Annotated in this window: 23 protein-coding genes; 12 read left to right on the top strand and 11 right to left on the bottom strand. The window is 32.2% G+C overall.

The window, feature by feature from the left end; all coding sequences use genetic code 11:
• The coding region (locus GCQ56_RS00905; RefSeq protein ID WP_193323684.1) for a T9SS type A sorting domain-containing protein at window positions 1-1,884 on the top strand (1,884 nt) is incomplete at its 5' end.
• 450 nt (window positions 1,885-2,334) lie between these two features.
• On the opposite strand, the gene GCQ56_RS00900 is transcribed toward GCQ56_RS00905, so the two are convergent.
• A complete protein-coding gene (locus GCQ56_RS00900) occupies window positions 2,335-3,030 on the bottom strand; it encodes a YifB family Mg chelatase-like AAA ATPase (RefSeq protein ID WP_152732509.1) in 696 nt (231 codons plus the stop codon).
• Between the two features lie 562 nt (window positions 3,031-3,592).
• Here GCQ56_RS00900 and GCQ56_RS00895 point away from each other — a divergent pair.
• The 6 genes from GCQ56_RS00895 (at window position 3,593) to GCQ56_RS00870 (ending at window position 9,323) form a co-directional block, all read left to right on the top strand.
• Window positions 3,593-3,892, top strand: coding sequence for a type II toxin-antitoxin system HigB family toxin (locus tag GCQ56_RS00895; protein WP_152732508.1), 300 nt, complete (start codon window positions 3,593-3,595; stop codon window positions 3,890-3,892).
• Window positions 3,893-3,925: 33 nt separating this feature from the next.
• Window positions 3,926-4,303 (top strand): type II toxin-antitoxin system HigA family antitoxin, encoded by a 378-nt coding sequence (locus GCQ56_RS00890; protein WP_152732507.1) that lies wholly within the window; start codon window positions 3,926-3,928, stop codon window positions 4,301-4,303.
• Between the two features lie 337 nt (window positions 4,304-4,640).
• Complete coding sequence (locus GCQ56_RS00885; protein WP_152732506.1) at window positions 4,641-4,898, top strand: hypothetical protein; 258 nt, start codon at window positions 4,641-4,643, stop codon at window positions 4,896-4,898.
• 734 nt (window positions 4,899-5,632) lie between these two features.
• Window positions 5,633-7,465 carry a DDE-type integrase/transposase/recombinase gene (locus tag GCQ56_RS00880; protein WP_152732505.1) on the top strand — a complete coding sequence of 611 codons (1,833 nt, stop codon included), beginning with the start codon at window positions 5,633-5,635 and terminating at the stop codon, window positions 7,463-7,465.
• Window positions 7,449-8,333, top strand: coding sequence for a TniB family NTP-binding protein (locus GCQ56_RS00875; protein WP_152732504.1), 885 nt, complete (start codon window positions 7,449-7,451; stop codon window positions 8,331-8,333). The genes GCQ56_RS00880 and GCQ56_RS00875 overlap by 17 nt, the downstream gene beginning before the upstream one ends.
• Window positions 8,334-8,336: 3 nt before the next feature.
• On the top strand, window positions 8,337-9,323 hold the full coding sequence (locus tag GCQ56_RS00870) for a TniQ family protein (protein WP_152732503.1): 987 nt from the start codon (window positions 8,337-8,339) through the stop codon (window positions 9,321-9,323).
• 20 nt (window positions 9,324-9,343) lie between these two features.
• Here the strand turns inward: GCQ56_RS00870 and GCQ56_RS00865 are convergent, their stop codons facing one another.
• Complete coding sequence (locus GCQ56_RS00865; RefSeq protein ID WP_152732502.1) at window positions 9,344-9,967, bottom strand: recombinase family protein; 624 nt, start codon at window positions 9,965-9,967, stop codon at window positions 9,344-9,346.
• Between the two features lie 225 nt (window positions 9,968-10,192).
• Here GCQ56_RS00865 and GCQ56_RS00860 point away from each other — a divergent pair, with 225 nt between their 5' ends.
• Window positions 10,193-10,378, top strand: a complete 186-nt coding sequence (locus GCQ56_RS00860) for a hypothetical protein (RefSeq protein WP_152732501.1) — start codon at window positions 10,193-10,195, stop codon at window positions 10,376-10,378.
• A gap of 34 nt (window positions 10,379-10,412) precedes the next feature.
• Here the strand turns inward: GCQ56_RS00860 and GCQ56_RS00855 are convergent, their stop codons facing one another.
• The 6 genes from GCQ56_RS00855 to GCQ56_RS00835 form a co-directional block, all read right to left on the bottom strand.
• Window positions 10,413-11,138 (bottom strand): hypothetical protein, encoded by a 726-nt coding sequence (locus tag GCQ56_RS00855; protein ID WP_152732500.1) that lies wholly within the window; start codon window positions 11,136-11,138, stop codon window positions 10,413-10,415.
• A gap of 80 nt (window positions 11,139-11,218) precedes the next feature.
• Window positions 11,219-12,571: an SIR2 family protein gene (locus tag GCQ56_RS00850; protein ID WP_152732499.1), complete on the bottom strand. Its 1,353-nt coding sequence runs from the start codon at window positions 12,569-12,571 to the stop codon at window positions 11,219-11,221.
• A gap of 5 nt (window positions 12,572-12,576) precedes the next feature.
• Window positions 12,577-14,286, bottom strand: a complete 1,710-nt coding sequence (locus GCQ56_RS00845) for a DUF2326 domain-containing protein (protein WP_152732498.1) — start codon at window positions 14,284-14,286, stop codon at window positions 12,577-12,579.
• Complete coding sequence (locus GCQ56_RS20725; RefSeq protein ID WP_370452659.1) at window positions 14,277-14,456, bottom strand: ABC-three component system middle component 6; 180 nt, start codon at window positions 14,454-14,456, stop codon at window positions 14,277-14,279. The genes GCQ56_RS00845 and GCQ56_RS20725 overlap by 10 nt, the downstream gene beginning before the upstream one ends.
• Before the next feature lie 59 nt (window positions 14,457-14,515).
• Window positions 14,516-15,070: an ABC-three component system protein gene (locus GCQ56_RS00840; protein WP_152732497.1), complete on the bottom strand. Its 555-nt coding sequence runs from the start codon at window positions 15,068-15,070 to the stop codon at window positions 14,516-14,518.
• A complete protein-coding gene (locus GCQ56_RS00835) occupies window positions 15,070-15,312 on the bottom strand; it encodes a hypothetical protein (RefSeq protein ID WP_152732496.1) in 243 nt (80 codons plus the stop codon). Before GCQ56_RS00835 ends, GCQ56_RS00840 begins: the two co-directional genes overlap by 1 nt.
• Before the next feature lie 106 nt (window positions 15,313-15,418).
• On the opposite strand from GCQ56_RS00835, the gene GCQ56_RS00830 reads away from it, so the two are divergent.
• Entirely contained in the window at window positions 15,419-16,213 is a 795-nt protein-coding gene (locus GCQ56_RS00830; protein WP_152732495.1) for an endonuclease I family protein, read from the top strand.
• A 145-nt stretch (window positions 16,214-16,358) separates the two neighbouring features.
• Here the strand turns inward: GCQ56_RS00830 and GCQ56_RS00825 are convergent, their stop codons facing one another.
• The 3 genes from GCQ56_RS00825 to lpcA form a co-directional block, all read right to left on the bottom strand.
• Complete coding sequence (locus GCQ56_RS00825) at window positions 16,359-17,930, bottom strand: hypothetical protein (RefSeq protein WP_152732494.1); 1,572 nt, start codon at window positions 17,928-17,930, stop codon at window positions 16,359-16,361.
• Between the two features lie 142 nt (window positions 17,931-18,072).
• Window positions 18,073-18,660, bottom strand: coding sequence for a magnesium chelatase domain-containing protein (locus GCQ56_RS00820; RefSeq protein WP_152732493.1), 588 nt, complete (start codon window positions 18,658-18,660; stop codon window positions 18,073-18,075).
• Between the two features lie 157 nt (window positions 18,661-18,817).
• Window positions 18,818-19,393: a D-sedoheptulose 7-phosphate isomerase gene (gene lpcA / locus GCQ56_RS00815; RefSeq protein WP_152732492.1), complete on the bottom strand. Its 576-nt coding sequence runs from the start codon at window positions 19,391-19,393 to the stop codon at window positions 18,818-18,820.
• 154 nt (window positions 19,394-19,547) lie between these two features.
• On the opposite strand from lpcA, the gene GCQ56_RS00810 reads away from it, so the two are divergent.
• The 3 genes from GCQ56_RS00810 to mutL all read left to right on the top strand — a co-directional run bounded on the left by GCQ56_RS00810 (window position 19,548) and on the right by mutL (window position 22,910).
• Entirely contained in the window at window positions 19,548-20,354 is an 807-nt protein-coding gene (locus GCQ56_RS00810; protein ID WP_152732491.1) for an ion transporter, read from the top strand.
• A gap of 177 nt (window positions 20,355-20,531) precedes the next feature.
• Window positions 20,532-20,882 carry a hypothetical protein gene (locus tag GCQ56_RS00805; RefSeq protein ID WP_193323683.1) on the top strand — a complete coding sequence of 117 codons (351 nt, stop codon included), beginning with the start codon at window positions 20,532-20,534 and terminating at the stop codon, window positions 20,880-20,882.
• 21 nt (window positions 20,883-20,903) lie between these two features.
• Complete coding sequence (gene mutL, locus GCQ56_RS00800; protein ID WP_152732490.1) at window positions 20,904-22,910, top strand: DNA mismatch repair endonuclease MutL; 2,007 nt, start codon at window positions 20,904-20,906, stop codon at window positions 22,908-22,910.
• Window positions 22,911-22,960 lie beyond the last annotated feature (50 nt).

Below are 22,960 nucleotides of genomic sequence, written 5' to 3'. Positions count from 1 at the left end.
GCTACTCCAAGTGTGGGCGTTTGGTCAACGGCAAATGCCATCACTTATGGTCAAACCTTAAGTGAATCCAATCTGACTGGTGGAACTGCAAATGTGGATGGAAGCTTTGCCTTTGCAAATCCATCTGCAACTCCTGATGCAGGAATACAATCTGTTGAGGTGATTTTCACGCCAAACGATGCGGATAACTACAATTCAGTAAACGGAAATATTAACATCACTATTGTAAAAGCAAGGCCAAGTGTGAGCGTATGGTCTACGGCTGATGCCATCACCTACGGACAAACTTTAAGTGAATCCAATCTGACTGGTGGTGCTGCAAATGTCGATGGAAGCTTTGCTTTTGCGAATCCTTCGGCAACTCCTGATGCAGGAATGCAATCCGTAGAAGTGATTTTCACGCCTTCTGATGTGGATAACTACAATTCAGTAAGCGGAAATATTAACATCAGTATTGAGAAAGCAACGCCAAGTGTGAGCATTTGGTCAACGGCAGATGCAATCACTTACGGACAAACTTTAAGTGAATCAAACCTGACTGGTGGTACTGCAAATGTAGCTGGAAGCTTTACCTTTGCAAATCCATCTGCAACTCCTGATGCGGGAACACAGTCTGTTGAGGTGATTTTCACGCCAAACGATGCAGATAACTACAATTCAGTAAGTGGAAATATCAACATCAGTGTTGAGAAAGCAACGCCAAGTGTGAGCATTTGGTCAACGGCAGATGCAATCATCTACGGTCAAGCCTTGAGTGAATCAAATCTGACTGGTGGAACTGCAAATGTAGATGGTAACTTTGCTTTTACAAACCCATCAGCAACTCCTGATGCAGGAACACAGTCTGTTGAGGTGATTTTTACGCCAAACAATGCGGATAACTACAATTCTGTTTCTGAAAACATCACGATCAGTGTGAGTAAGGCAAATTCAACAGTGAGCCTTTGGTCAACAGCAGATGCAATCATCTACGGTCAAGCCTTGAGTGAATCAAATCTAACAGGTGGAACTGCCAATGTGGATGGAAGCTTTGCTTTTGCGAATCCATCGGCAACTCCTGGTGCGGGAATGCAATCTGTTGAGGTGATTTTCACGCCAAACGATGCAGATAACTACAATTCAGTAAGCGGAAATATCAACATCAGTGTTGAGAAAGCAACGCCAAGTGTGAGCATTTGGTCAACGGCAGATGCAATCATCTACGGTCAAGCCTTGAGTGAATCAAATCTGACTGGTGGAACTGCAAATGTAGATGGTAACTTTGCTTTTGCAAACCCATCGGCAACTCCTGATGCGGGAATGCAATCTGTTGAGGTGATTTTCACACCGACTGATGCAGATAACTACAATTCAATTTCTGAAAACATCAACATTAAGATTAACAAGGCTGACCAAACAATTGTGTGGGATCAGGATTTAAGTATGTTAAAAGTTGATGATCAGGTACAATTAACTGCTCTTGCTGAAACAGGTTTACCTGTAAGCTATAGTATTTCAGACGAAGATATTGCACTTATCGAAGGTGATTTGCTAACAATTCTGGAAGCTGGAGAACTTACACTTACAGCTATACAAGAAGGAAACGAGAACTATAATCCTGTTGACCTAAGCAGAAGCATTACCATTGAAGTTGTTACAGGGATTGATGATGGAATCACTACTTCAGTTAAGTTAAGTGCTTACCCTAATCCTGTTAAACACCAGGTAAGCATCAGCGGTTTACAAAGAGGAAGTAAAATCGCACTATGCAACCAGTTGGGGAAAATAATTCTCTTAAAAGAAGTACAAAACGAAAAAGAAGTACTTGATCTTTCAAACTGTAAGCCTGGCGTTTACATTTTAAAAGTGATAGGAGGAAAAAGCATCCGAATTCTTAAAGTATAGAATACTAAGAGATCACATTGATTCCGGGCTTCCTAATTATTTGGAGGTCCGGGATTTTTAGTTTAATGAATCCTGTCTACTTTTAATCTGAACTCTTAATCACTCAAAATATTCTAGCACGCTTTTTTTATTCATCCCATTGTATTCGGATTACTCTATATTAAATTTTCCTTTACTTCCATTTGATTTTAGTTATTCAACTATCTTTTGCGTCAATTCATAAGGACAATTGCGATTTTTTTTCCGTGAAAAATAAAAAATGGTACGTCATTAAACTTTTTTAAATTTTTCTCCTTTAAGAAATCTTTTACATTAGGATGTCCAAACAATATTGCAATTACTCGCTTAACTGCTTGAAATGCTTAGTGAATTTTCAACTGCCAGCCTCACTTGGAGTGAGAATCTCAGCAAATCATTATTCATTTAGATTTCATCATTACTAATTAGTTCTCATCCTCCCCAACCATCACGATCTAAACTTCGATATTGAATGGCTTCCGCTAAATGATCGCTTTCTATATTTTCAGAACCTGCCAAATCGGCTATCGTGCGTGATACTTTCAAGATTCTATCATAGGCCCTTGCCGATAAACCAACTTTTTCCATGGCAGTTTTTAGCAATTGATTTCCTGCCTCATCGGGTTGGCAATGTTTTCTTAAAAGTTTCGAACTCATTTGCGCATTGCAATGCATGCCTTCTTCCTCTTTGAATCGCTCAATCTGTGCTTCTCTAGCAGTCTCTACTCTTTGGCGAATCACCTCGCTCTTTTCAGATAATCTTGTATCCGATATTTTATCGAAAGAAACTGGAACTACTTCAATGTGAATGTCTATTCTATCCAACAAAGGTCCACTAATCTTACTCAAATATTTTTGAACCATTCCTGGTCCGCACAAGCAATCCTTATCAGGATGATTGTAGTATCCACAAGGACAAGGATTCATTGAAGAAATCAGCATGGTGCTCGCTGGATATTCAACCGTAAATTTCGCACGTGAAATGGTAATGGTTCTGTCCTCTAAAGGTTGGCGCATCACTTCCAACACAGTACGCTTGAACTCTGGTAGCTCATCCAAAAACAGTACGCCATTGTGCGAAAGAGAAATTTCCCCTGGTTGTGGAAAAGTACCTCCACCAACTGTCAATTGCCAAAGTAAATAAGAATAAACAGGGATTTTCGATGCTTTTTGCCAAAGTTAATTGGAATGATGAAACGTATTGTAATTTAAAAATGTTGTTTTTGCCAAATAAAATAAGAATGGGTTAAAATTTATTTTAAAAATTATATCTAAATTTTTAATCGAGAAATATTGTTTTGTCAAAGTAAATAAGAATGCCTATTTATTTTAAAACACTCCGATTATATGAATATATATTTTAAGTTTTGGCCGAAAGATCTCGAGAGAAGAACCAGGTTTGTTATTGGAGTCATAATTTTTTAAAACTCATTTACCGGTAACAGCTCGAGCTGAAAAAATGACTCCATAAAAAGGATGGAAAGTAAAGGTGATTTGTTCCACCTTTTTTTTGTGCATTTTTTAATGTTGCTTTTTTGTCAACTTTTTTAGTTGTCAGCTTGTCAACCTTAAAAATGTTGTTTATCTTTGTCGCATAGATAGAGAATGAAACAGTTAATGAAAGTATGAAAGGTTATGAACAGATCACAGGAGTATAAACAGAAGGTTGCATCCATAAACTTGGGCAGGAATGAACATTATCGATTACCAAACAGTAGAAGACTTTTTTAAAAAGCACAATCAAGGTAAATCGCAGGTGCTAGCGATTTACAACACACTTAAAAGCCGAAATTTTAAAAGCGTAAAAGAAATAACGGCTTTATTTCCAAGATCAAGCCTTGTGAAAGGCACTAAAGATCTAATCGTTTTTCGATTCAAAGGGAATGATTATAGGATGGTAATAAAATTTACCTTCCAGTTTAATATTGGCATTATAGAATTTGTCAATACTCATGCTGAGTATGACAAGTATATGAAAAAACTGAAATAGCCAATTGATAAATTTTAAGTTTTAGATCCAAAGATGAACAACTTTAAATTGATCAAAACCAAAGAAGAATATCGTCAAGCAATTGATAGAGTTAAATATTTGATGGGGCAAAACCCACAACCTAACACACCCATAGGTGATGAGCTTGAACTTCTTGCTGTTTTGATTAACAAATATGAAGAAGAAACATTTGAAATTCCTCAATTGAATCCAATTGAAGTAATTGAATATTTCTTAGAAGAGAGAAGTTACCAAAGAAAAGATCTAATTGATGTTATTGGTGACAAGACAATAGTTTCTAGGATAATGACTAAAAAGAGAAAGTTAACCATAGAAATGATCAGAAAACTAAGTGATTTCTTATCTATTCCAATTGGTTTATTAATCTCAGATTATGAGTTGTCTAGTTAACCAAATTAAAATGTTTAAAGATGTAACTGAAAAGGAGGCTTTTACCTCCTTTTTTTTATTGTTGTTTTTTGAAAAATGAATAAATCCTAAAAACTGATTTCTCAGTCTTGACAGTTAAAAATTACTCTTTTCTATCGCGTCGCTTAGCGATTATACGAGAAAGTTGACTTTCATACAATGCTAATCGACACTAAGGTAAAGACCAATTTTCTTTAACTGTAAAGACCAGGTAAATGAGAAATAACTTTTTATCGTGCTTCGCTCTTAAACTTACCCCTTCCGTCCCCAGGGGGAAACACTTAGGATTGCCAAGAAAGTTTAAAAATTAAATAATACTATGGAAGAATTAAAAAACGCTCTAAAAGGGAAAAATCCTGACTTTTATTTTCACAAGATTTTTCAGTTTTTGTGCCGACAGTTCGGACTTGTTCATACATTGAAAATTGAAAAGCTTTTTAAAACCTATGTTGAAGAGGATTTATTTCCTTATAATAATCATGGATTTGAAGATCATTACAATTTGGCTGTTAAGGGAGTGGAAAGTCCTGTAAGATATTGGAGAAACCAAAAACTCACAAAATATTATACCAAATAAAACAATACACCCCACTTTAAAAAGTGGGGTGTATTATTATAGAAATGGTGCGATGTATCCAAAATAGAAATCTATTACCACTTCAGCTAATTCAATTAGTAAAATTGCGATTGTTATAAGCTTTGCTGTAAACTTCACCTTTTTTATATTCATTACAATAATTTTAAAATTAACCCCTCACCTCTTTAGGTGGGTTATTTATTATATACTGGAACAGTGTTTTTGTTTACGTTTTCGGGAAAGTTTTTTTCACTTATTTATATTATACTCTGGAAATGCTGTTTTGGTAACGGATTCAGGAAAAACTTTGCTTCCCAGTGGAATTTTGTTTTTGTAACTTTAATAGGACCGTTAATCATATTAATGGATATAACTTTTATATCCTTTTTTTATGTCATTATTGAGATTTTCTTCCCTGAAAGAGTTTTTTAAAATTCTATCTCACTACGTTTTTAATCCTGAACTTTTCAAAATTTTGGCAGATTTATATTTTTTGTCAATTGCCGAAATAAATAAGAACGCCTATCTACTTTTAAATATTATGATCACACAATTAATATTGAAATTCCTTTTTATTTAAAGTATCTCTCACCACTCCCTATAGTGTATCTACACCACTAAACACTTGATTTTTAAGATAAACACGCAAATTATATTATTTGCAAATACCAAAATAATTCATAAATTCTATTTTAATTTGGCTTTTTTTTCCATAACAACATACATAAAACGAAATGGAACAATTATACATCACAAAAGACGAGAAGGTGGTTTATAAATCTAAAGACTGTACTATCGTAAAAATCATATCAATTGATAAAGTAATGATACAGGAAAACTTTTCTAATATTATCCATACAGTTTCTATTAAAGAACTGGAAAAGCCAGAGGAAAACACCCAGAGAAAAGCCCCTGAGATATTATTAATGAGTGATCAGAGTACAGAAAGAGCAAATAAGATTTATGAAATTATTGAACCATTAATTGATAAAAAAAACACATCTGAATCAATAGCTTGTATAGCTAATAAACACAATGTTTCCTCCAGTTCAATTTATCGATGGTTAAAAATTATTAGAGAAACTGGACTAGTTAGTTCCCTTGCTGGATATAAAAAAAAGGGAGGTGCAGGAAAAAGTAGATTATTAAAAGTTCAAGAAGATATAATTCAAGACAAAATTCATTCTGTTTATTTAACAAGTTCAAGAAAATCAATACAGAAGACAATCATTGAAATTAAACTTGCATGTGATGATTTTGGCATTAATCCTCCAAGCGAAAGAACTATTAGAAGGAGAATTCAAAATATTTCAGAAGAAACTAAGGTAAAAAAAAGATTAGGTTCTCAAGAAGCTAAATATAAATTTGCTCCAATAAAAGGATGTTTTCCTGGAGCAACCCATCCTTTAGCTATTGTCCAAATTGACCACACGCCAGTTGATATCATTTTAGTAGATGAACAAAATCGAAAACCTTACAAAAAACCATACCTTACTTGTGCCATAGATGTTTATAGTAGAGTGGTAGTTGGATTTTATCTATCTTTTGATAGTCCAGGAGTTCTTGCTACAGGGATTTGTCTAAGTAATTCAATTTTACCAAAAGAGATTTGGCTTGAAAAGAGAAATATTAAAGCCGAATGGCCATGTTGGGGAGTAATGGATACAATACATTTAGATAATGCCAAAGAATTTAAAAGTAAATCCTTACGTAAAATTTGTAAAAACTATGGTATTAATATTGTTTATAGACCTGTTGGATCACCTCATTACGGTGGACATATTGAACGATTATTAGGCACGTTTTCAAAAGAAATCCATAATTTACCAGGTACAACTTTTTCAAATGTGCAAGAAAGAAAAAGGTATCAATCTGAAAAGAATTCATCTTTTACGCTAAAAGAATTTGAAAAATGGCTAGCTATCTATATCACTAAAATTTATCATATCCGCACACATTCAGCAATAAATACATCTCCATTAGAAAAGTACAAAAGTGGGTACTTAACAAATAATGGCAAAATAAAATTAAAGATTCCTCCTCGCATTAAAGATGAACGAAAAGTACGATTAGATTTTCTTCCTTTGATAGAAAGGTCGATCCAAGAATACGGTGTTCTCATTGATCACATATACTACTTTAGTGATATTCTACGCAATTATATTCATGATACAGAAGGCAAAAATAAGGTCAAACATATCTTTAAACGAGATCCAAGAGATATAAGTCTTATATACTTTTTAGATCCCAAACAACAAGAATATTATGAAATTCCTTATCGTAACCCAAGTAATCCTCCAATTTCTCTTTGGGAACATCGTAAAATTCGAAAAGCTCTAACCGATAAAAATATTCAGATTGATGAAAGAGTATTATTTCAAGCCTATAGAGAATTAAATGAAATTGAAGAACGTGCTATTCGGAACACTAGAAGAGAACGAAAAAAAAATCCAATCATTAAAAAAAATAACATTCCAGTAAAAACTACAAATGAAGAAATAGATACAGATCAAGAATATCTTACAATTGAACCATTTAAAAACCTATCGAATGAACCATTTGAATGATTGTGCAAAAAGCTACATTAAAAATGCATCCAAAAAGGAAAGAATCGAATATATTGATAAACACATATTTCTCGGATACTCTGCAGCAACAAATATTCTAAACAATATCAAATCTTGCTACAATCTCCCCAAAAAAAATAGAATGCCAAATATATTAGTTGTGGGAGATTCAAATAATGGTAAAACCGAAATATTATCTCATTTTGTTGAAAAACTCCCAGCTTACCTTGAAAAAGGAACAGAAAAACCAATTTGTCATGCTTTATTAATTCAGGCTCCACCTGAACCAGATGAAAGAAGGTTTTATAATGTAATTCTTGAAACTTTACACGCCCCTGTTAAAACCTCTGAGAGAATTGAAAGCAGATATTCAAGAGTTAAGAATCTATTAATTCAGTCAGAAGTAAAAATTCTATTGATAGATGAAATTCATCATGTTCTAGCCGGGACACCTGCCAAACAAAGACTTTTTTTAAACGTAATAAAACACCTCTCCAATGATTTAAAAATACCTTTAGTCTGTGCTGGAACAAGATTAGCATTTAATGCAATACAATCTGACCATCAACTCGCTAATAGATTCGAACCTAGAATCTTACCAAGATGGACAGATGATTTAGAATATAAACGTCTAATGTTAGGATTTGAACAGAATTTACCACTACTAAAAGAATCTAACCTAATTAAAGCATCCATCAGTAGAAAAGTTCTTGCTAAAAGTGATGGATTAATAGGTGAAATTGCTAAAATACTAAAATTGAGTACAATAATGGCTATTGAAACAGGTACAGAAAAAATTACAGAATCAATCATCAATAAAATTGATTATATATCTCCGGCAGAAAGAAAAAAAGCATTTTATAACTAAAAAATGGTCTACATAAAATCTTTAAATAAAAATATATTTCCTTATTACATAAAACCAGAAGAAAATGAGCTTTTTTCATCTTGGTTATGCAGATTATCTTATAGTCATGAAATCAAAACAAATAGCTTCATTGCAAATTATCTTGGAAGAGATTTTCCTATTTGGAATAGAGATATAGATCTAATGTATAATAATAAACTAATTGACCTATTTTCGAACAGAACTCCTTTAAATGAAGACAAAATAAAACTATTATTTCTAGAATCATATGATACATATATAACTGATGTATTCAGAAATTCAGGCTCCGTTCAAAACATTTTACCTTTAGGAATTAATCATCGTACTAGAAAACGATTTGGAATGCAATGCTGTCCAGGTTGCCTATCAAAATCTCCTTCTTTTTATAGAAAAAGCTGGCGGTTTGTGTCTTCAATCATTTGTGTTAAATGTAACGTTTACCTATTAGACCGCTGCTTTGTTTGTGATTCACCTATAGTTTATTTTAGAGTTAATATGGACATTAACCTTTCAGTAACGGAATTCAAGTCCTTTTGTCTTTGCTATAATTGTAAATCTGATCTTCGAAATTATCATTCAGAGCAATTGCCATCACCTTTTGAGATTGAATATCAAAAATTTGTTGATGATACGATTGATTTAGGCTATAACTTTCTCACTCAATATTCATTTACTTACATACGAATTTTATTGACTCTTGCTGTAAGAATTTGTTCAGCGTCTAAAGACAATCGTTTAAGAAAAATAGTTGAAAAAGAGTTTGGCATTTCATTACCAATAATTTCAAAGGAAATCAGGTTTTGGTCAATAAGTGAAAGAATTACAACTCTTCCAATTGTGTATAAACTACTTAAGGATCACCCATATTTAATCTCTAAATTATTTAAGAAAGGTAAGGTTATTCGCGCTAGAGTTTTTAAAGATAAAAACTATATTCCTTATTGGATGGATAAGTGTTTTAAATATTAGGATGCCTAAAGTAGTATTATTTAAGTATCATTCGATGAATTGATACGCTTATTAACTTTCGATATAGTATGTCGTGAACATCCTAACATATTTACTATATAACTATAACTTTTTCCATCCAAAAGAAAACTTTCTATTTTCTGCTGAAGCTCAATATTTTCAGGTCTTCCTTTGTATTTTCCCTTTAATTTTGCTTTTAAAATTCCCTCTTTTTGTCTTCTTCTTCTGTCAGTATAATTTTTTCTTGCTGTTGCAGCTAATACATCTAACATCATCTCATTAACAGCCTCTAAAATTCTATTTTGAAACTCATCGTCTGATTTTGTCATTTTATGGCTTGTTGGCAAGTCCATTGATATAATCCTAATATTATTGCTGAAAATTATATGCTTCAACTTTTTCCAGTCCGCTTCAGAAAGTCTCGTAATCCTATCTACTTGTTCAATTAACATAGCATCTCCAGGTTCGGCATACTCTAACAACCTAAATAATTCTAATAGATTTAACTCTGCCGCAGATTCATTTTCAACAAACCAAGCAGAAACTTTTATTTTTAAACTTTTCGCAAATTCAATTAATGTATCTTTTGCCCTATTTGCATCTTGATCTTCCGTTGAAGCTCTTAAGTAACCATAGATTCTCATTTTACAAGTGCATTTTAAGTAGTTTCATAAAACTAGTGCAATATACATAGATTTTATTTATTAATGCACCAGCAAATCAGTAATGCTTTATAGGCATACCTTAAATACACCGATAAAAACTAAATTATTTCTTACTTACAAAATGAAGTCAATATTACTTATCTTTATTTTACGTGAATAAAATTAACCTGAAAAGATTAATCTAATTAACTAAGATAATTTCATATGGACCTCAATATTATTAAAGATACTAAATTAGAATTAGCACTACTTGAAGCAATATATATTATGAGATGGAATAAAGATAAAACATCTTTGACAGCTGTTTTAACCCCCGAAGAGTGCGATAAAATTATTAAAAGCATTTATGAAAACATCGAGAAAGAAGGGTATCAAATTGTCAAAAAATAATTATTAAATATTCCAACAACTATATAGCTTGATTTCAATTTAAATCATCACTACACAGTTTGCTTATACTCTTTTCAACTTCATTGTAAATATAAATCAAACAACTTTCAATATTATATAGTAATATAGATAGAAATTCATCACTTGAGATATAAAACCCTCCTGAAAAATTATCCATCTTAATATGAGCAAACCTCTCTAGTAGATTTATATTTTTTTCAACTCGAGCAATACTATAACCTTCTTTAAAGTTTGAATTGTTATGAATAATCATATTTCGAACTTTACCATATTCCTCAATTCTATTCCATGACTCATTTACTGCATCTATATCTAAAGAGTAGTTAACTTCTAGAATTTTCCTGAAATTGTATATAATTTTACCTTTATTATCAAATATTTTATGACCCTCGCGGCTCTTATCGTACTTTTTCAAAAGCTCATTAAGCCTCAACAATCGTCCTTCAAAATAAGAATAATAAGTAATTAGAAGTGAATTATAAAAAAGCTGCGGATAGGTTTTAAAGAATTTTTCTGATTCTTCATGATAATATGCATCAAATCTATCTTCATCATCCTTATTATCAAAAATGACATTCGCAGTTTCATTAAAAAAATCGCTTTGATATTCACATAACGTGAGTCTAAAATCAGAAAGGTAAGATTGAAATACTCTAAGCTCTCCTCTTATTATTTCCTTTTGATGTACAAGAATATTATTTATTCTTCTTGACCCATAAAGTTTTTTAATATCACTCATAATAGTTATAATGAGGAAACAAAATCATTAAGCTCTAGCATTCTACATATTCTTGCCAAGATCAACAAATGTAAATACCATTATAAATCTCTAAGTAAAAACTTTAACCTGGTATATCCTTGTGCTCTTGCGATACTTCTTAATTCCTTAATTGTATCTACATCTAATTCAGATTTTCTTGCTATCCATGTACGATAGGCTGCATGACTATATCCTATTCTATCCGAAACATATGCTGCTACTTTATTAAAATTCGAGGTAACCATTTCAATTAACGCTGGAGGCATTTTCTTTATATCCAATATAGTTAAGATATCTAATACAATTATTAAATTCTCATTATATGCATAAAAAGCTCCTTTGGGTCTTGCTCTTACCCATGTCAATTCAATTCCTTTTGCCAGAATTTCCATAAATCCAGCAATGAAGAATTTCTCGAACTTTTTCAACAATTCCAATACACCCTTTCTCACTTCTGATTCATCAACAAACACTCTTACGTATTCATCTGATGGATTCAATAAAGTAGCATTTTGTTTTTCCAATTCTTCTCTAAAAATCCTTTCCCCTTCTCTATTATCTCTTACAACTGCAGATAACTCATCAAAGAAATCACTCAAATCACTGGTTTCTATAACCATCACTCCATTTATATCTCTATATGGTTTCTTTTGGGGATTTTCAACTCTAACGACTTGAACTATATCTCTTGGGTAATTATTTGTTCCATTAGAAAACACATTTGCTGACCAATCAACAGCTGTCATTACATTAATATCACCAAGTCCATAACCCAATATCAATGTTGTTGATTCTTTAATGGTTAATGGTAATTTTACTTGTCTGTACTCGTTTGGCCTAAATAAAGAAACATAATCCTCTTGTGTTATTATTATTGATTTAGAATTCGTTCGGATTCCATGTAAATGATATACAGGAATTAAGTTTCTAGGCATGATTAACTGTTCATCTGGACCTAAAGTAAAACTGTTTTCAGGTAGTAAACTCTCGATTACAAAATCGTAGTTTGTAGTGATAATCCAATTGGGTTCAAGATTGTTTAAATAATATCCATAGATTCTTCTTTGATCTTCATTTGGATACCAACTAGTCAATTCACTTACGATGGATTTTAGATTATCTTGTGCCTTTTCGTATTTTATTTCATTTTCGACAGCATATTTTCGACAAATATTAGTTGCTATATCTGGGTAAGAAATACCTTCACCACTAACATCGTTAAAATCAATTTTTAGTTTGTTACAAACTTCAATTAACAATTCTCCCCATGATAAAGCAATATCATCCCATCCATCATTCATTACTGCTTTAGTAAATCCTGCACCCACGAAAAGTCCTAAATTACCGAAAGAAGATGATTCTGCAATAAGATCCAGAACTTCTTTTCGTTTTGCATTATTACCTAGTACCATAAAGCCTAAAACCTTAATAATTTATCTTGTTGAGATAACTCTATTACCTTTTTATCTTTAATTAACTTTTCACCTACTGAGTATTTGGAAAACTTATCATTTAGTACCGAAAGAATATATTGACCATTTACTTGCTCTGCTAGGTTTGCAATACTCATCAACTGATTTATATGCACATCTTCCGTACTATCATGTAATACAAACCTCGGAGCTTTGATCCCTTTTTTATCACAGTATTTAATATAGGCAAGATCAAATGCTGCAATCTGACCTTTCTTCATACCTCCACCAACTTGCATATCCATATGCCTAATTTCCAACTTTATATTTTCTGCTTTATCTCTATCGTAGGACAAAAAGAAATCTTCATCGTATAGACTTCTAGAATAGCTAGAAAAATATTCATTAAACTGTTTAATACTATTTTTCAAATCATCTTCGAGTTTTTCAATGAATCCACGTATTTCCTCAATTCTTCCTTCCTTGTGTTCCTTGGATGCTTTTAGCTCTTTGATCTGTTCAAGTCTACCCTCTAACTCTCCTTTTTGCTCATACTTATTATTCAGTATTGATAATATCTCTTCATATTCTTCAAGACTAAGTACAATATTCAATTTATCCGACAAGACCTCCTCTTCTTCAACCAAATCAGTAAGTGAATGAGACAGATTATTTATCTTAACTTTGAGTGGTTGTATCCTTTTTTCTGCGAAGGCAATTTTATTACCTAACATTTGATTATGAAATTCTACAACCTCCTTAAACTTTTTACTTACACCAATATTTAAATTAACGGCATTTTTATAAATAGCTTCCAAATCACTAATATCGAAATCTACAGCTCCATCTTTTAATTCTTCAATTGAGTCATAAATTAAACTTAGATCAAGTTTTGCATTACCCAACACCTGAGATTTATTCGCAACCTGAACCTTTAATTCATTTAGTCTTTCTAAATCATATTTTTCATCAGGATTTAAATTGAATCTTTCTTTATGCCCCTCTAACTCTTTAATATCTCTTTGTATTATACTGTATTTTTGTTCTAAATCTTCCTCTGTAAAACTCTCCTCCAATCTCTCAATCAAATTCTCTTCACGAGTAACTTCTTTTTCCAATATAATTTTCTCTTCGAACATCCCATCTTCCAACTTCAATCCTAGTAAAAATAGGTGATAAGCTTCATATTCAGAATTTGACATATATTGAAGGTATCGCAATGTATTGGACATACGAAATGAATCATTTCTAATAAACTTTGCTATTAAGTTTCTAAATGATAGCCTTGGAGAATTATTATTAAAGATTATTTGATTTAAAGTTTTCTTGTACAAATCCGCTGACATCTTATGATTGTCAATGACATTAAATTTTAAATTCCTCGCAAGAAAATTTCGCTCAAGTGTGTAGTTATTTCTTGGAGAATCTAGATTGTCAACAAGTGTAAGCTCGACATACACATTGTGATTTACAAGAAATTTTTTTATTACACTTTGTTTATCTTTCTTAAACTCTCTATCTGTGTAAATATCTTTTCCTTCAGAACCTAAACAATAATCTATAAGACGTAATACGGTCGTCTTACCAACATTATTTCCTGATTCATTTCCTCCAGTAAAAGGTGTGTTATCTACGATTAAATTAAGACCTTTATGGAAATTAATTCTGCGAAGTACCTTATCATCTTTATATATTACTAATCTATCTAAAAACATTTTACGATTTCCCCTTTATCATTAACCCTTACTAGTGAAAGCATAAACAACCAATCAAGGGTGTATGAAAATAATACAAAGCTGATTTTTTCATTCTCGGAAAAAACTTTATACAGCTGATTAATATCGAACTTCTTATCTTCTGTTTCCAACAAACACTTAAGAAGCATTGCACCCAAATAGTACAGATTTTTTTCTGGTGGTGTATTAACATCAACAATCATATTCCCTAATTATTTGGATTCTCAAGAATTTTACAATTTACAAAAGCGTCACCAATAATGATTTCAACCGATTCCTCAATTGCTTCTAGTGGAACATCGCCATTAAGATTCTTAGAACTTTCCAGCAATTCAAGCAAATACTCCTTTATTATATCTATGATCTTATCACTATTTTCTTTAATTAAATCCATCTGCTCTGCAATAGCACAACCTTTTAGCAGTTCACCTTTAATTTGACGGTATTTATTTCTTATTCTTTTCCACAATATGCTTTTCGCTCGAGGATTATGCTGAATTACAACGGAATAAACATCTTCCAAAATTTTAGAATAAACAGGATAATCTTCAATTAGACATTTATATGATCCCAAGTCATTGTGAGTTATCTTATCTGCAATTTCAAAAGGTAAATCTACATTAAAGTTTTCTTCTTCTTCAGTGATAGGAATCTTAGCTAACTTGTTTACGACTTCACCTAAACATGTTGGATTAGTACGTAGTGAATTCTTAATTTTTACATCACCAACAATTTTACCGGCTTCTATCTTTATTACTCCCATCAATTTTTAATATTAATATCTCCACTTATATTTTGAGCGGCGACACTACCATTATCTGCCTTAATTTCCAATCTCTCGATATTATTATGAAGAACATTAACCTCCTTTTTAAGGTTTAAGTTTTCAACTCTCAATACTTGAACCTCTTCCTTTGCCTCTTTCTTTTTCACGAATTGAATCACGGCTACTATGGTGCTTATCAATGTGAACATCCACCCTGAATACACTAAAAATCCTTCCATCTTAAGTATTTAAGTAATTTTAAATGATAATCAAATTTAACAATTTATTTAAAAATATTGTAAATTGTTTATTAATTATTTTAAATAATTACTTAAACAAATTGCTATGAAAAAAAGAGTCATTTTTCTATTATTGTTATTTATGGGTGTTCATTCTACAGCACAAATCCCAGCTGGTTATTACAAAAACTGTGAAGAAAAAAGTGGTGAACAATTAAAAAAATGTCTTCATGAAATTATTGATGATCACGTAGACTATAATTATACACATTCAAAGAAAATAGATGTTTGGGATATATTAAAAGAAACTGATAGAGATCCTAACAATCCTAATAATGTGGTATTAGTATATTCTGGTATTTCAACAGATGCAAAGCAAGAATACAACAATGGTAAAGGCTGGGAAAGAGAACATGTTTGGTCTGCATCGCATGGACCATTTGAAAGAGAAGATATCCCAGGAACAGATGTACATCATTTAAAACCAGTTCATTCGTACTTTAATAGATCCTCTGGAAAATGGGCACGTGATTTTGATTACTGTGATGAGTTAGTTTTATATAATGGTAATGGTTATGATTGCTATTTAAATAAAGATGCTTTTGAACCAAGAGATGCTGTAAAAGGAGATATTGCAAGAATATTATTTTATATGGCCGTTAGATATGAAGGTGACGATAATTTTCCAGATCTTAAATTAGTTAACACCATTCCATCCTCCACTTACCCTAACAATTCACCTCAATATGGTAGACTATCAATTTTATTGGAATGGCATAAAATGGATCCTGTCGATGAATTCGAAAAAAATAGAAACAACATCATTTACAAATATCAAAAAAATCGAAATCCCTTTATAGATCATCCTGAATATGTGAATTTAATTTGGAGTAGTAATTGATGTTCGCTTGAAACAAAAAGAAAAGAGGTAAATGCTTTTACCTCTTTTTTAAAGTAATTACCACTTATCGATTTGCTACCCTCGAATAAAAATATTCCGTATTTATAGAATCATTATTAGATGAAGTATATCATCTAAACACCAATTATATATCAAAACAATCCTGCAAAAGGGTATTGTCTGCTAATGAATTACAATGCTCAACAATCCTAAATGAAAATTTACTTCGAATTAATTTTGTATTATGATGCTTAAAAAGACTTCTATTTTTTTTAATATTTGGCTTAATAAATTCACTCCATTTAAACCTGTTATTCTGCATCATAAAATTAAGAAAACCTGTAATTCGATCATCGTTCCTATCATTTAGATCATTTCCACAATTTTTCAATATTACAATACCAAATTCAAACCCCAAATCAATAACTATATAAGAATTCAATTTCATGAGAATGATAAGAATTTTCAACTCTATTACACCATTGAATATATAATGTTCTTCTTCCTTAAATAATAACTTAGAGTATGGATAGTCTTTTGAATTATTTATTGTTGCAAACCCAAATTTCACATTCAATGATTTTAACTCATAGAGAGTTCTTTGAAACTGCAAATCATCTTTATTAACTATTAATTTTTTACTCGGATCATCAAAATTAATTTCATTGCATAATCGAAGACGGTGATAATATGAATCAATGCTTTTTTTATCTATATAATGTATAAAAGGATATTCACTAAATATTCCACAATTTTTCATGTGAGCCAAAGCAACTCCATCTAATTTCAATGGCATTTCTGCCCCGAATGACTCTTTTATAAAATTCATATACACTGCATATATATTTGATTTCGTAAAAAGATGATCAGTTTTATGTAATGGCTTAATGTTTATAACTTCATTAACTAGCATTACATTTTTCTTTATCATCTCGCCTTGAACTTCAATTGTCAAATCTATATCAAATGGAATTTCAACAATTATATCTAAAGGTAGTTTTCCATTATTTTTTTTACTATTCATTAGCCCACAGTAAAAACCATTAAGCCCTTTTAATAGTTTTTCTAATCCAGAAACCTTACTATTGCTATAGATTAATATTATTAAATCTAATATTAATGACAGGTAAACTTCATTATTAACAATTACATAATCATTATTAACACGTAGCATATTGTTAAAATTGATATTTAAATCCATTAATTTATATATGGCATTTAAACTGTAATATAACTGACTAAGGATAATAAAATTAGGTATATACACATTCATTCCATCATTGGAATAACCCAAATAAAAAGGTGGATTATATCCCAAAGAGTCATCTCTACTGACTATCATATCTGGATATGATGTTTGCTTTAAAAACACATTAATCCCTATACTATTATAACTTTTTCCATAAAAGATGTTCACTGTCGTAACAGGAAAAGTCGCTCTCTTTTTATTATAAATTTTTGCCATCAACCACCCTTCTTTATTAAAAACCATTCCGGCCTTCAATAAGATTGCCCTACATTCTTGAACTTCAATGATAAAAATATCTTTTTCTTCTACACTCTTTATAGAAGCTTCAGAAGATGAGATATTTGCAACATATATTTCTCGGTAAAAATCAAACTTATTATATCTCACTCTCCCAAATGATATTAATAACCAATAATCATAAGAAACTTCTACTGTATCCTGAATCTCTCTAATGCCTTTTAATCGCAAAACTTTTAAATATATAATATTGTGAAACGAATAATTAATTTGATATCTAAAGAGCTTTAATATACATTACGATACTCCAATCTTCTTTGGCAATATTCTTATCTACTTTGGCATATTCTTTTCTTCTTTGGCATATTCTCATTTACTTTGTCATTTGACAAAATTTATTTAAATGGGCGTAAAACTCGGCTCGTGTATCCACAATTGTTGGTGGTATTTCCAAATCTCCCTTTAAGAAATCAATGACCTCTTTAATAGAATCGGCTCCATAAACTTCTAATTTATTTACCACAGCAGCTTCTCTGGCATTTTGTTTAGGCAATATCAATCCTTTAAATCCCTCTTCGCGTGCCTGAATCGCCATTGGCAAAACTCCTTTTACAGGAACCAAACTGCCATCTAGCGAAAGCTCTCCCATAATCATGTACTGATCGAGCTGATCGCAATGAATTTGCTCTGTTGCTGCAATAATTCCAATAGCAAGAGGTAAATCGTAAGCGGATCCTTCCTTTCGAATATCAGCAGGAGCCATATTAATAATAATTTTCTTGCCGGGAATTTTGTAGCCTACTTCTCGTAAGGCAGAATCAATTCGTTGCTGACTCTCCTTTACAGCATTATCGGGTAAACCAACAAGTGAGAAACGAACTCCGGGAAATACATTCACTTCAATGGTAATGGTTGTGGCGTGGATACCATAAACTGCGCTTCCATAAGTTTTTACAAGCATGAGTTTGGATTTTCTTTTTTACAAAACGTTCTTTGAATATAATCATAAATTCGAAGCCAACCAATACATAATTCATCTTATTGATTCAAAACCATATATTTACACATAAAAAAAAAGGATGCCCATTAGACATCCTTAAATATTTAGAAAGCTTTACTTATTTCATTTTTGCTTCGATGTATTGAATCAGGCAATGAATTACTTTAATATGTATTTCTTGTACTCTGTCTGAAAATAATCTCCAGGGAACTCTAATTTCAACATCGCAAAGTTCTGCCATTTCTCCACCTGTTTTACCTGTTAATCCAACTACAATCATCCCTTTTTCTTTAGCTGATTTTATGGCATTAATAATATTTGCTGAATTTCCAGAAGTACTTATTCCCAACAAAACATCACCTTTTTGCCCTACTCCTTCAACATATCTGGAAAAAATATAGTCAAAACCATAATCGTTACCCACACAGGTAATGTGGCTAGGATCGGCAATAGCAATTGCAGGCATGGCTTTTCTATCTTCTCTGAATCTACCCGTCAATTCTTCAGCAAAATGCATAGCGTCGCACATGGAACCTCCATTGCCACATGAAAGTACTTTTCCTCCATTTTTAAGTGATTCCACCATGGCATAACCAGCTTTTTCGATGGCTTTAAAATTATCTTCGTTCGCAATAAATTCATTCAACACATTTTGTGCATCCAGAAAGCTGCTTTTTATATCGTTTATAATCATGTTGTTCAAATTTTATTCAAAAGTAAGAAATGAAAAATACAATTACGAATTAAGAATTATCAATTCAAAATTTTAACGAAATCAATCTTCTTAGTTCTCCTTTCAATTTGACTTTTTTCATTAAGTTTACTGTGTAAACCCTATTTCTACACCTATGATACCTACCAAAATAAAGCTATACGAAATTATATTTGAGGCAGATACAAAGACAGGAAAAGTATTTGATGTTTCTTTGCTAATTGTAATTCTCTTAAGTATTCTTTTTGTAATGCTGGAAAGTGTTCCTTCAATAGAAAATCAATATCATGACCAATTAAAAATTGCCGAATGGATTGTCACAATCATCTTTAGCATTGAATACATGCTGAGAATCTGGATTGTTAAAAACCCCAAATCCTATATTTTTAGTTTCTATGGAGTGATCGATCTCTTATCAGTACTTCCAAGTTATTTGGCATTAATATTTGCTGGAACTCAAGGATTAATGGTAATTAGAGCCTTGCGATTGCTTCGTGTTTTCCGAATTTTAAAACTGAATAGATATTTGAAAGAAAGTGCCATTATTATTCGGGCACTGCGAGAAAGCCGCATAAAAATATCTGTTTTCCTTTTTGCTGTTCTTATGCTAGTCATCATTATTGGAACTATAATGTATTTGGTTGAAGGTGCCGAGAATGGTTTTACAAGTATTCCCCGAGGAATTTATTGGGCTGTGGTAACATTAACAACTGTTGGCTATGGTGACATTTCTCCGGCAACATCATTGGGACAATTTCTTGCCAGCATGGTAATGATTATTGGTTATGCAATAATAGCGGTTCCTACTGGTATTGTAACAGCCGAATTAACCAAACACACTACAAAAGAAATATCAACACAGGTTTGTCCTGAATGTTTGTCGGAAGGACATGATCATGACGCCACTTTTTGCAGTAGTTGTGGTAGCAAACTCAATCCCTAATTTTTATAAAATTTTAACGATTCTAACCACTTAAAGAAGCTATCCTAATTAAGAATTTATAGGTATATTTGTAGGTCTTTTTTAGACGAATTACGGATTGTAAATTCAAAATATTAGAAAAATAAATTGAATTTAGCCTATACCCTAAATTTACAAATAGGTATAAAACAAAACATTATGGGATTTAGTAGTGGTTTTTTCAAAAAGCCTCAGCACAAAAGATTTAATATACAGCCTCGTTATTGGGATCCTGCAAAAGAGGAACGCGAAGACAGAGAAAGAAGAATTAAATCGGAATTGGGTATTAAGGATGAAAACGGACAGTACATTCCAAATATTAAGGGTCGAATGAAGAGCGAACTCCGTCACAAGCGTGTGGATGCAAGTGGAGCAAGAAAAAAATCAAATATCAGATTGATTGTGATTTTTATTCTTCTTTCTGCTGCAGCATATATTTATATTAATGGCTGGGACGAAGCACTTCAAAATATCATAAGCGGTATGGAAAGTTTAAAGTCTAATCGCTAACATCAAATATCAAACAATTTTATGTCAGATTTGATACAAATACTGCCAGACAACGTTGCCAATCAGATTGCTGCGGGAGAGGTAGTACAAAGACCTGCATCGGTAGTTAAAGAGCTTGTTGAGAATGCGATAGATGCTGGTTGTAATTCAATTAAAATAAATTTAATAGATGCTGGGAAAACCCTGATTCAAGTAATTGATAATGGGTGTGGTATGTCTGTTACTGACGCAAGATTGGCGTTTGAAAGACATGCAACTTCGAAAATTCGAAAAGCCAAGGATCTATTTGCCATTAGAACCATGGGTTTTAGAGGTGAAGCCTTAGCTTCGATTGCTGCCATTGCAAATGTTGAACTTAAGACCAAACGCACCGAAGATGAACTGGGAACCCATATCGTTATTGATGGATCAGAACTTGTTTCTCAAGAAGCACTAGCATGTAGCGATGGGAGTAATTTCATCGTTAAAAATTTATTTTACAATGTACCTGCCCGACGTAAATTCCTGAAAGCCAACTCCACTGAACTTCGAAATATAATTACCGAATTTCATCGAATTGTACTTTCAAATCCTGAAATATCTTTTCAACTCATACACAATAATACTGAAATTCATAACCTTCCGGCTTGTAACATTCGTCAACGAATCATGAATGTTTTCGGAAAAACAATGAATTCCAGATTAATTACAATTAGCACAAATACCAGCATTGTAAAACTGACCGGATTTATTGGAAAGCCAAAGAATGCTAAAAAGAACTTAGGTGAACAATTCTTTTTTGTGAACAATCGTTTCATGAGACATCCGTATTTTAACAAAGCGGTGATTCAAGCTTACGATAAGATACTTCCGCCAGAAACGGTACCTCCATATTTCATTTTCTTTGAGGTTGATCCTCAAATTATAGATATTAATATTCATCCTACAAAAACTGAGATCAAGTTTGAGGATGAACGTGCCATTTATCAGATCATTCAAGCATCAATACGTGAGGCATTGGGTAAATTCAATATTGTACCTTCCATCGATTTTGATGAAGATACAAGTCTGGAAATTCCGGTTGCGGGACAAGAACAGGAGATTGAAGCACCAATGATTAAGGTGAATCCTGAATTTAACCCTTTCGATGCTGAGTCGAACTACAATCCTTTTGATTCCGAAAAAAGCTACAATCCTTTTGATAGTCCGGGAAGATCGATAGAGTCGAACCCATTTTTTCAGGAATTTAAAGCTAAAACTCCTGAAACCAGTAGCAAGCCTACTAAAAAAGAAGTGCCTGATAATTGGGAGAATTTATACAAAACAACTGATTCTACTGCACAAAAAGAGATAGAACAGCCCGCTATTGACCCGGAAAATATTCCAGATTATTTTCAAGCTCCTGAAATTGCAAAGCCACAAGTTCAACAGCCGGTTCAAAATCCAGTTCAACAAGCACGACTGCAATCTTCGGAACAGCCGAAAAAAGCAAAAAACTTTTTTCAGCTTAAAAACAAGTACATCCTTACGCCTATTCGATCTGGTTTAATGATTATAGATCAGCGAAAAGCGCACGAACGTATATTGTTCGAGAAGTTTATCAGTTCACTTGAAAATCATCAGGGAATTGCGCAACAAACACTTTTCCCACAAACTATTGAACTAAATGCTTCCGATTATACCTTGCTACAGGTGATATTGGAAGATGTGAAAGCATTAGGGTTTGACATTAGAGAGTTTGGAAAGAAAACTTTTGTAATCAACGGAACTCCAGCTGATATTCAAAACTGTGAACCAAAAGAGTTGCTTGAAAACTTATTGGCAAATTATAAAACCAATCAGTTAGATGTGAAATTGCAAGTGCGTGAGAACCTGGCAAAATCACTGGCAAAAGCTTCGGCGGTGAATTACGGAAAATCGCTCTCCAACGAAGAGATGAGCTCTATAATCGATCAATTGTTTGCATGTAATGTTCCCAATTTCACACCCGATGGAAAACCAATTATTTCTGTTTTAGAAACTCAAGAGTTAGAAAGTCGCTTTAAATAATCCTGTTTTTTCTACAAACAAGGCTTTTGAGCTGACAAACTGTCTTGGAA

This window comes from Marinifilum sp. N1E240 (genome assembly GCF_009295825.1).
Taxonomy (GTDB): Bacteria; Bacteroidota; Bacteroidia; order Bacteroidales; family Marinifilaceae; genus Marinifilum_A; species Marinifilum_A sediminis.
This window is presented reverse-complemented; position numbering and strand designations above follow the sequence as displayed.

Coding starts and splice junctions, on each gene's coding strand:
- GCQ56_RS00895 (WP_152732508.1), top strand. CDS start 3,593: ATGAACATTATCGATTACCAAACAGTAGAAGACTTTTTTAAAAAGCAC.
- GCQ56_RS00890 (WP_152732507.1), top strand. CDS start 3,926: ATGAACAACTTTAAATTGATCAAAACCAAAGAAGAATATCGTCAAGCA.
- GCQ56_RS00885 (WP_152732506.1), top strand. CDS start 4,641: ATGGAAGAATTAAAAAACGCTCTAAAAGGGAAAAATCCTGACTTTTAT.
- GCQ56_RS00880 (WP_152732505.1), top strand. CDS start 5,633: ATGGAACAATTATACATCACAAAAGACGAGAAGGTGGTTTATAAATCT.
- GCQ56_RS00875 (WP_152732504.1), top strand. CDS start 7,449: ATGAACCATTTGAATGATTGTGCAAAAAGCTACATTAAAAATGCATCC.
- GCQ56_RS00870 (WP_152732503.1), top strand. CDS start 8,337: ATGGTCTACATAAAATCTTTAAATAAAAATATATTTCCTTATTACATA.
- GCQ56_RS00865 (WP_152732502.1), bottom strand. CDS start 9,967: ATGAGAATCTATGGTTACTTAAGAGCTTCAACGGAAGATCAAGATGCA.
- GCQ56_RS00860 (WP_152732501.1), top strand. CDS start 10,193: ATGGACCTCAATATTATTAAAGATACTAAATTAGAATTAGCACTACTT.
- GCQ56_RS00855 (WP_152732500.1), bottom strand. CDS start 11,138: ATGAGTGATATTAAAAAACTTTATGGGTCAAGAAGAATAAATAATATT.
- GCQ56_RS00850 (WP_152732499.1), bottom strand. CDS start 12,571: ATGGTACTAGGTAATAATGCAAAACGAAAAGAAGTTCTGGATCTTATT.
- GCQ56_RS00845 (WP_152732498.1), bottom strand. CDS start 14,286: ATGTTTTTAGATAGATTAGTAATATATAAAGATGATAAGGTACTTCGC.
- GCQ56_RS20725 (WP_370452659.1), bottom strand. CDS start 14,456: ATGCTTCTTAAGTGTTTGTTGGAAACAGAAGATAAGAAGTTCGATATT.
- GCQ56_RS00840 (WP_152732497.1), bottom strand. CDS start 15,070: ATGGGAGTAATAAAGATAGAAGCCGGTAAAATTGTTGGTGATGTAAAA.
- GCQ56_RS00835 (WP_152732496.1), bottom strand. CDS start 15,312: ATGGAAGGATTTTTAGTGTATTCAGGGTGGATGTTCACATTGATAAGC.
- GCQ56_RS00830 (WP_152732495.1), top strand. CDS start 15,419: ATGAAAAAAAGAGTCATTTTTCTATTATTGTTATTTATGGGTGTTCAT.
- GCQ56_RS00820 (WP_152732493.1), bottom strand. CDS start 18,660: ATGCTTGTAAAAACTTATGGAAGCGCAGTTTATGGTATCCACGCCACA.
- lpcA (WP_152732492.1), bottom strand. CDS start 19,393: ATGATTATAAACGATATAAAAAGCAGCTTTCTGGATGCACAAAATGTG.
- GCQ56_RS00810 (WP_152732491.1), top strand. CDS start 19,548: ATGATACCTACCAAAATAAAGCTATACGAAATTATATTTGAGGCAGAT.
- GCQ56_RS00805 (WP_193323683.1), top strand. CDS start 20,532: ATGGGATTTAGTAGTGGTTTTTTCAAAAAGCCTCAGCACAAAAGATTT.
- mutL (WP_152732490.1), top strand. CDS start 20,904: ATGTCAGATTTGATACAAATACTGCCAGACAACGTTGCCAATCAGATT.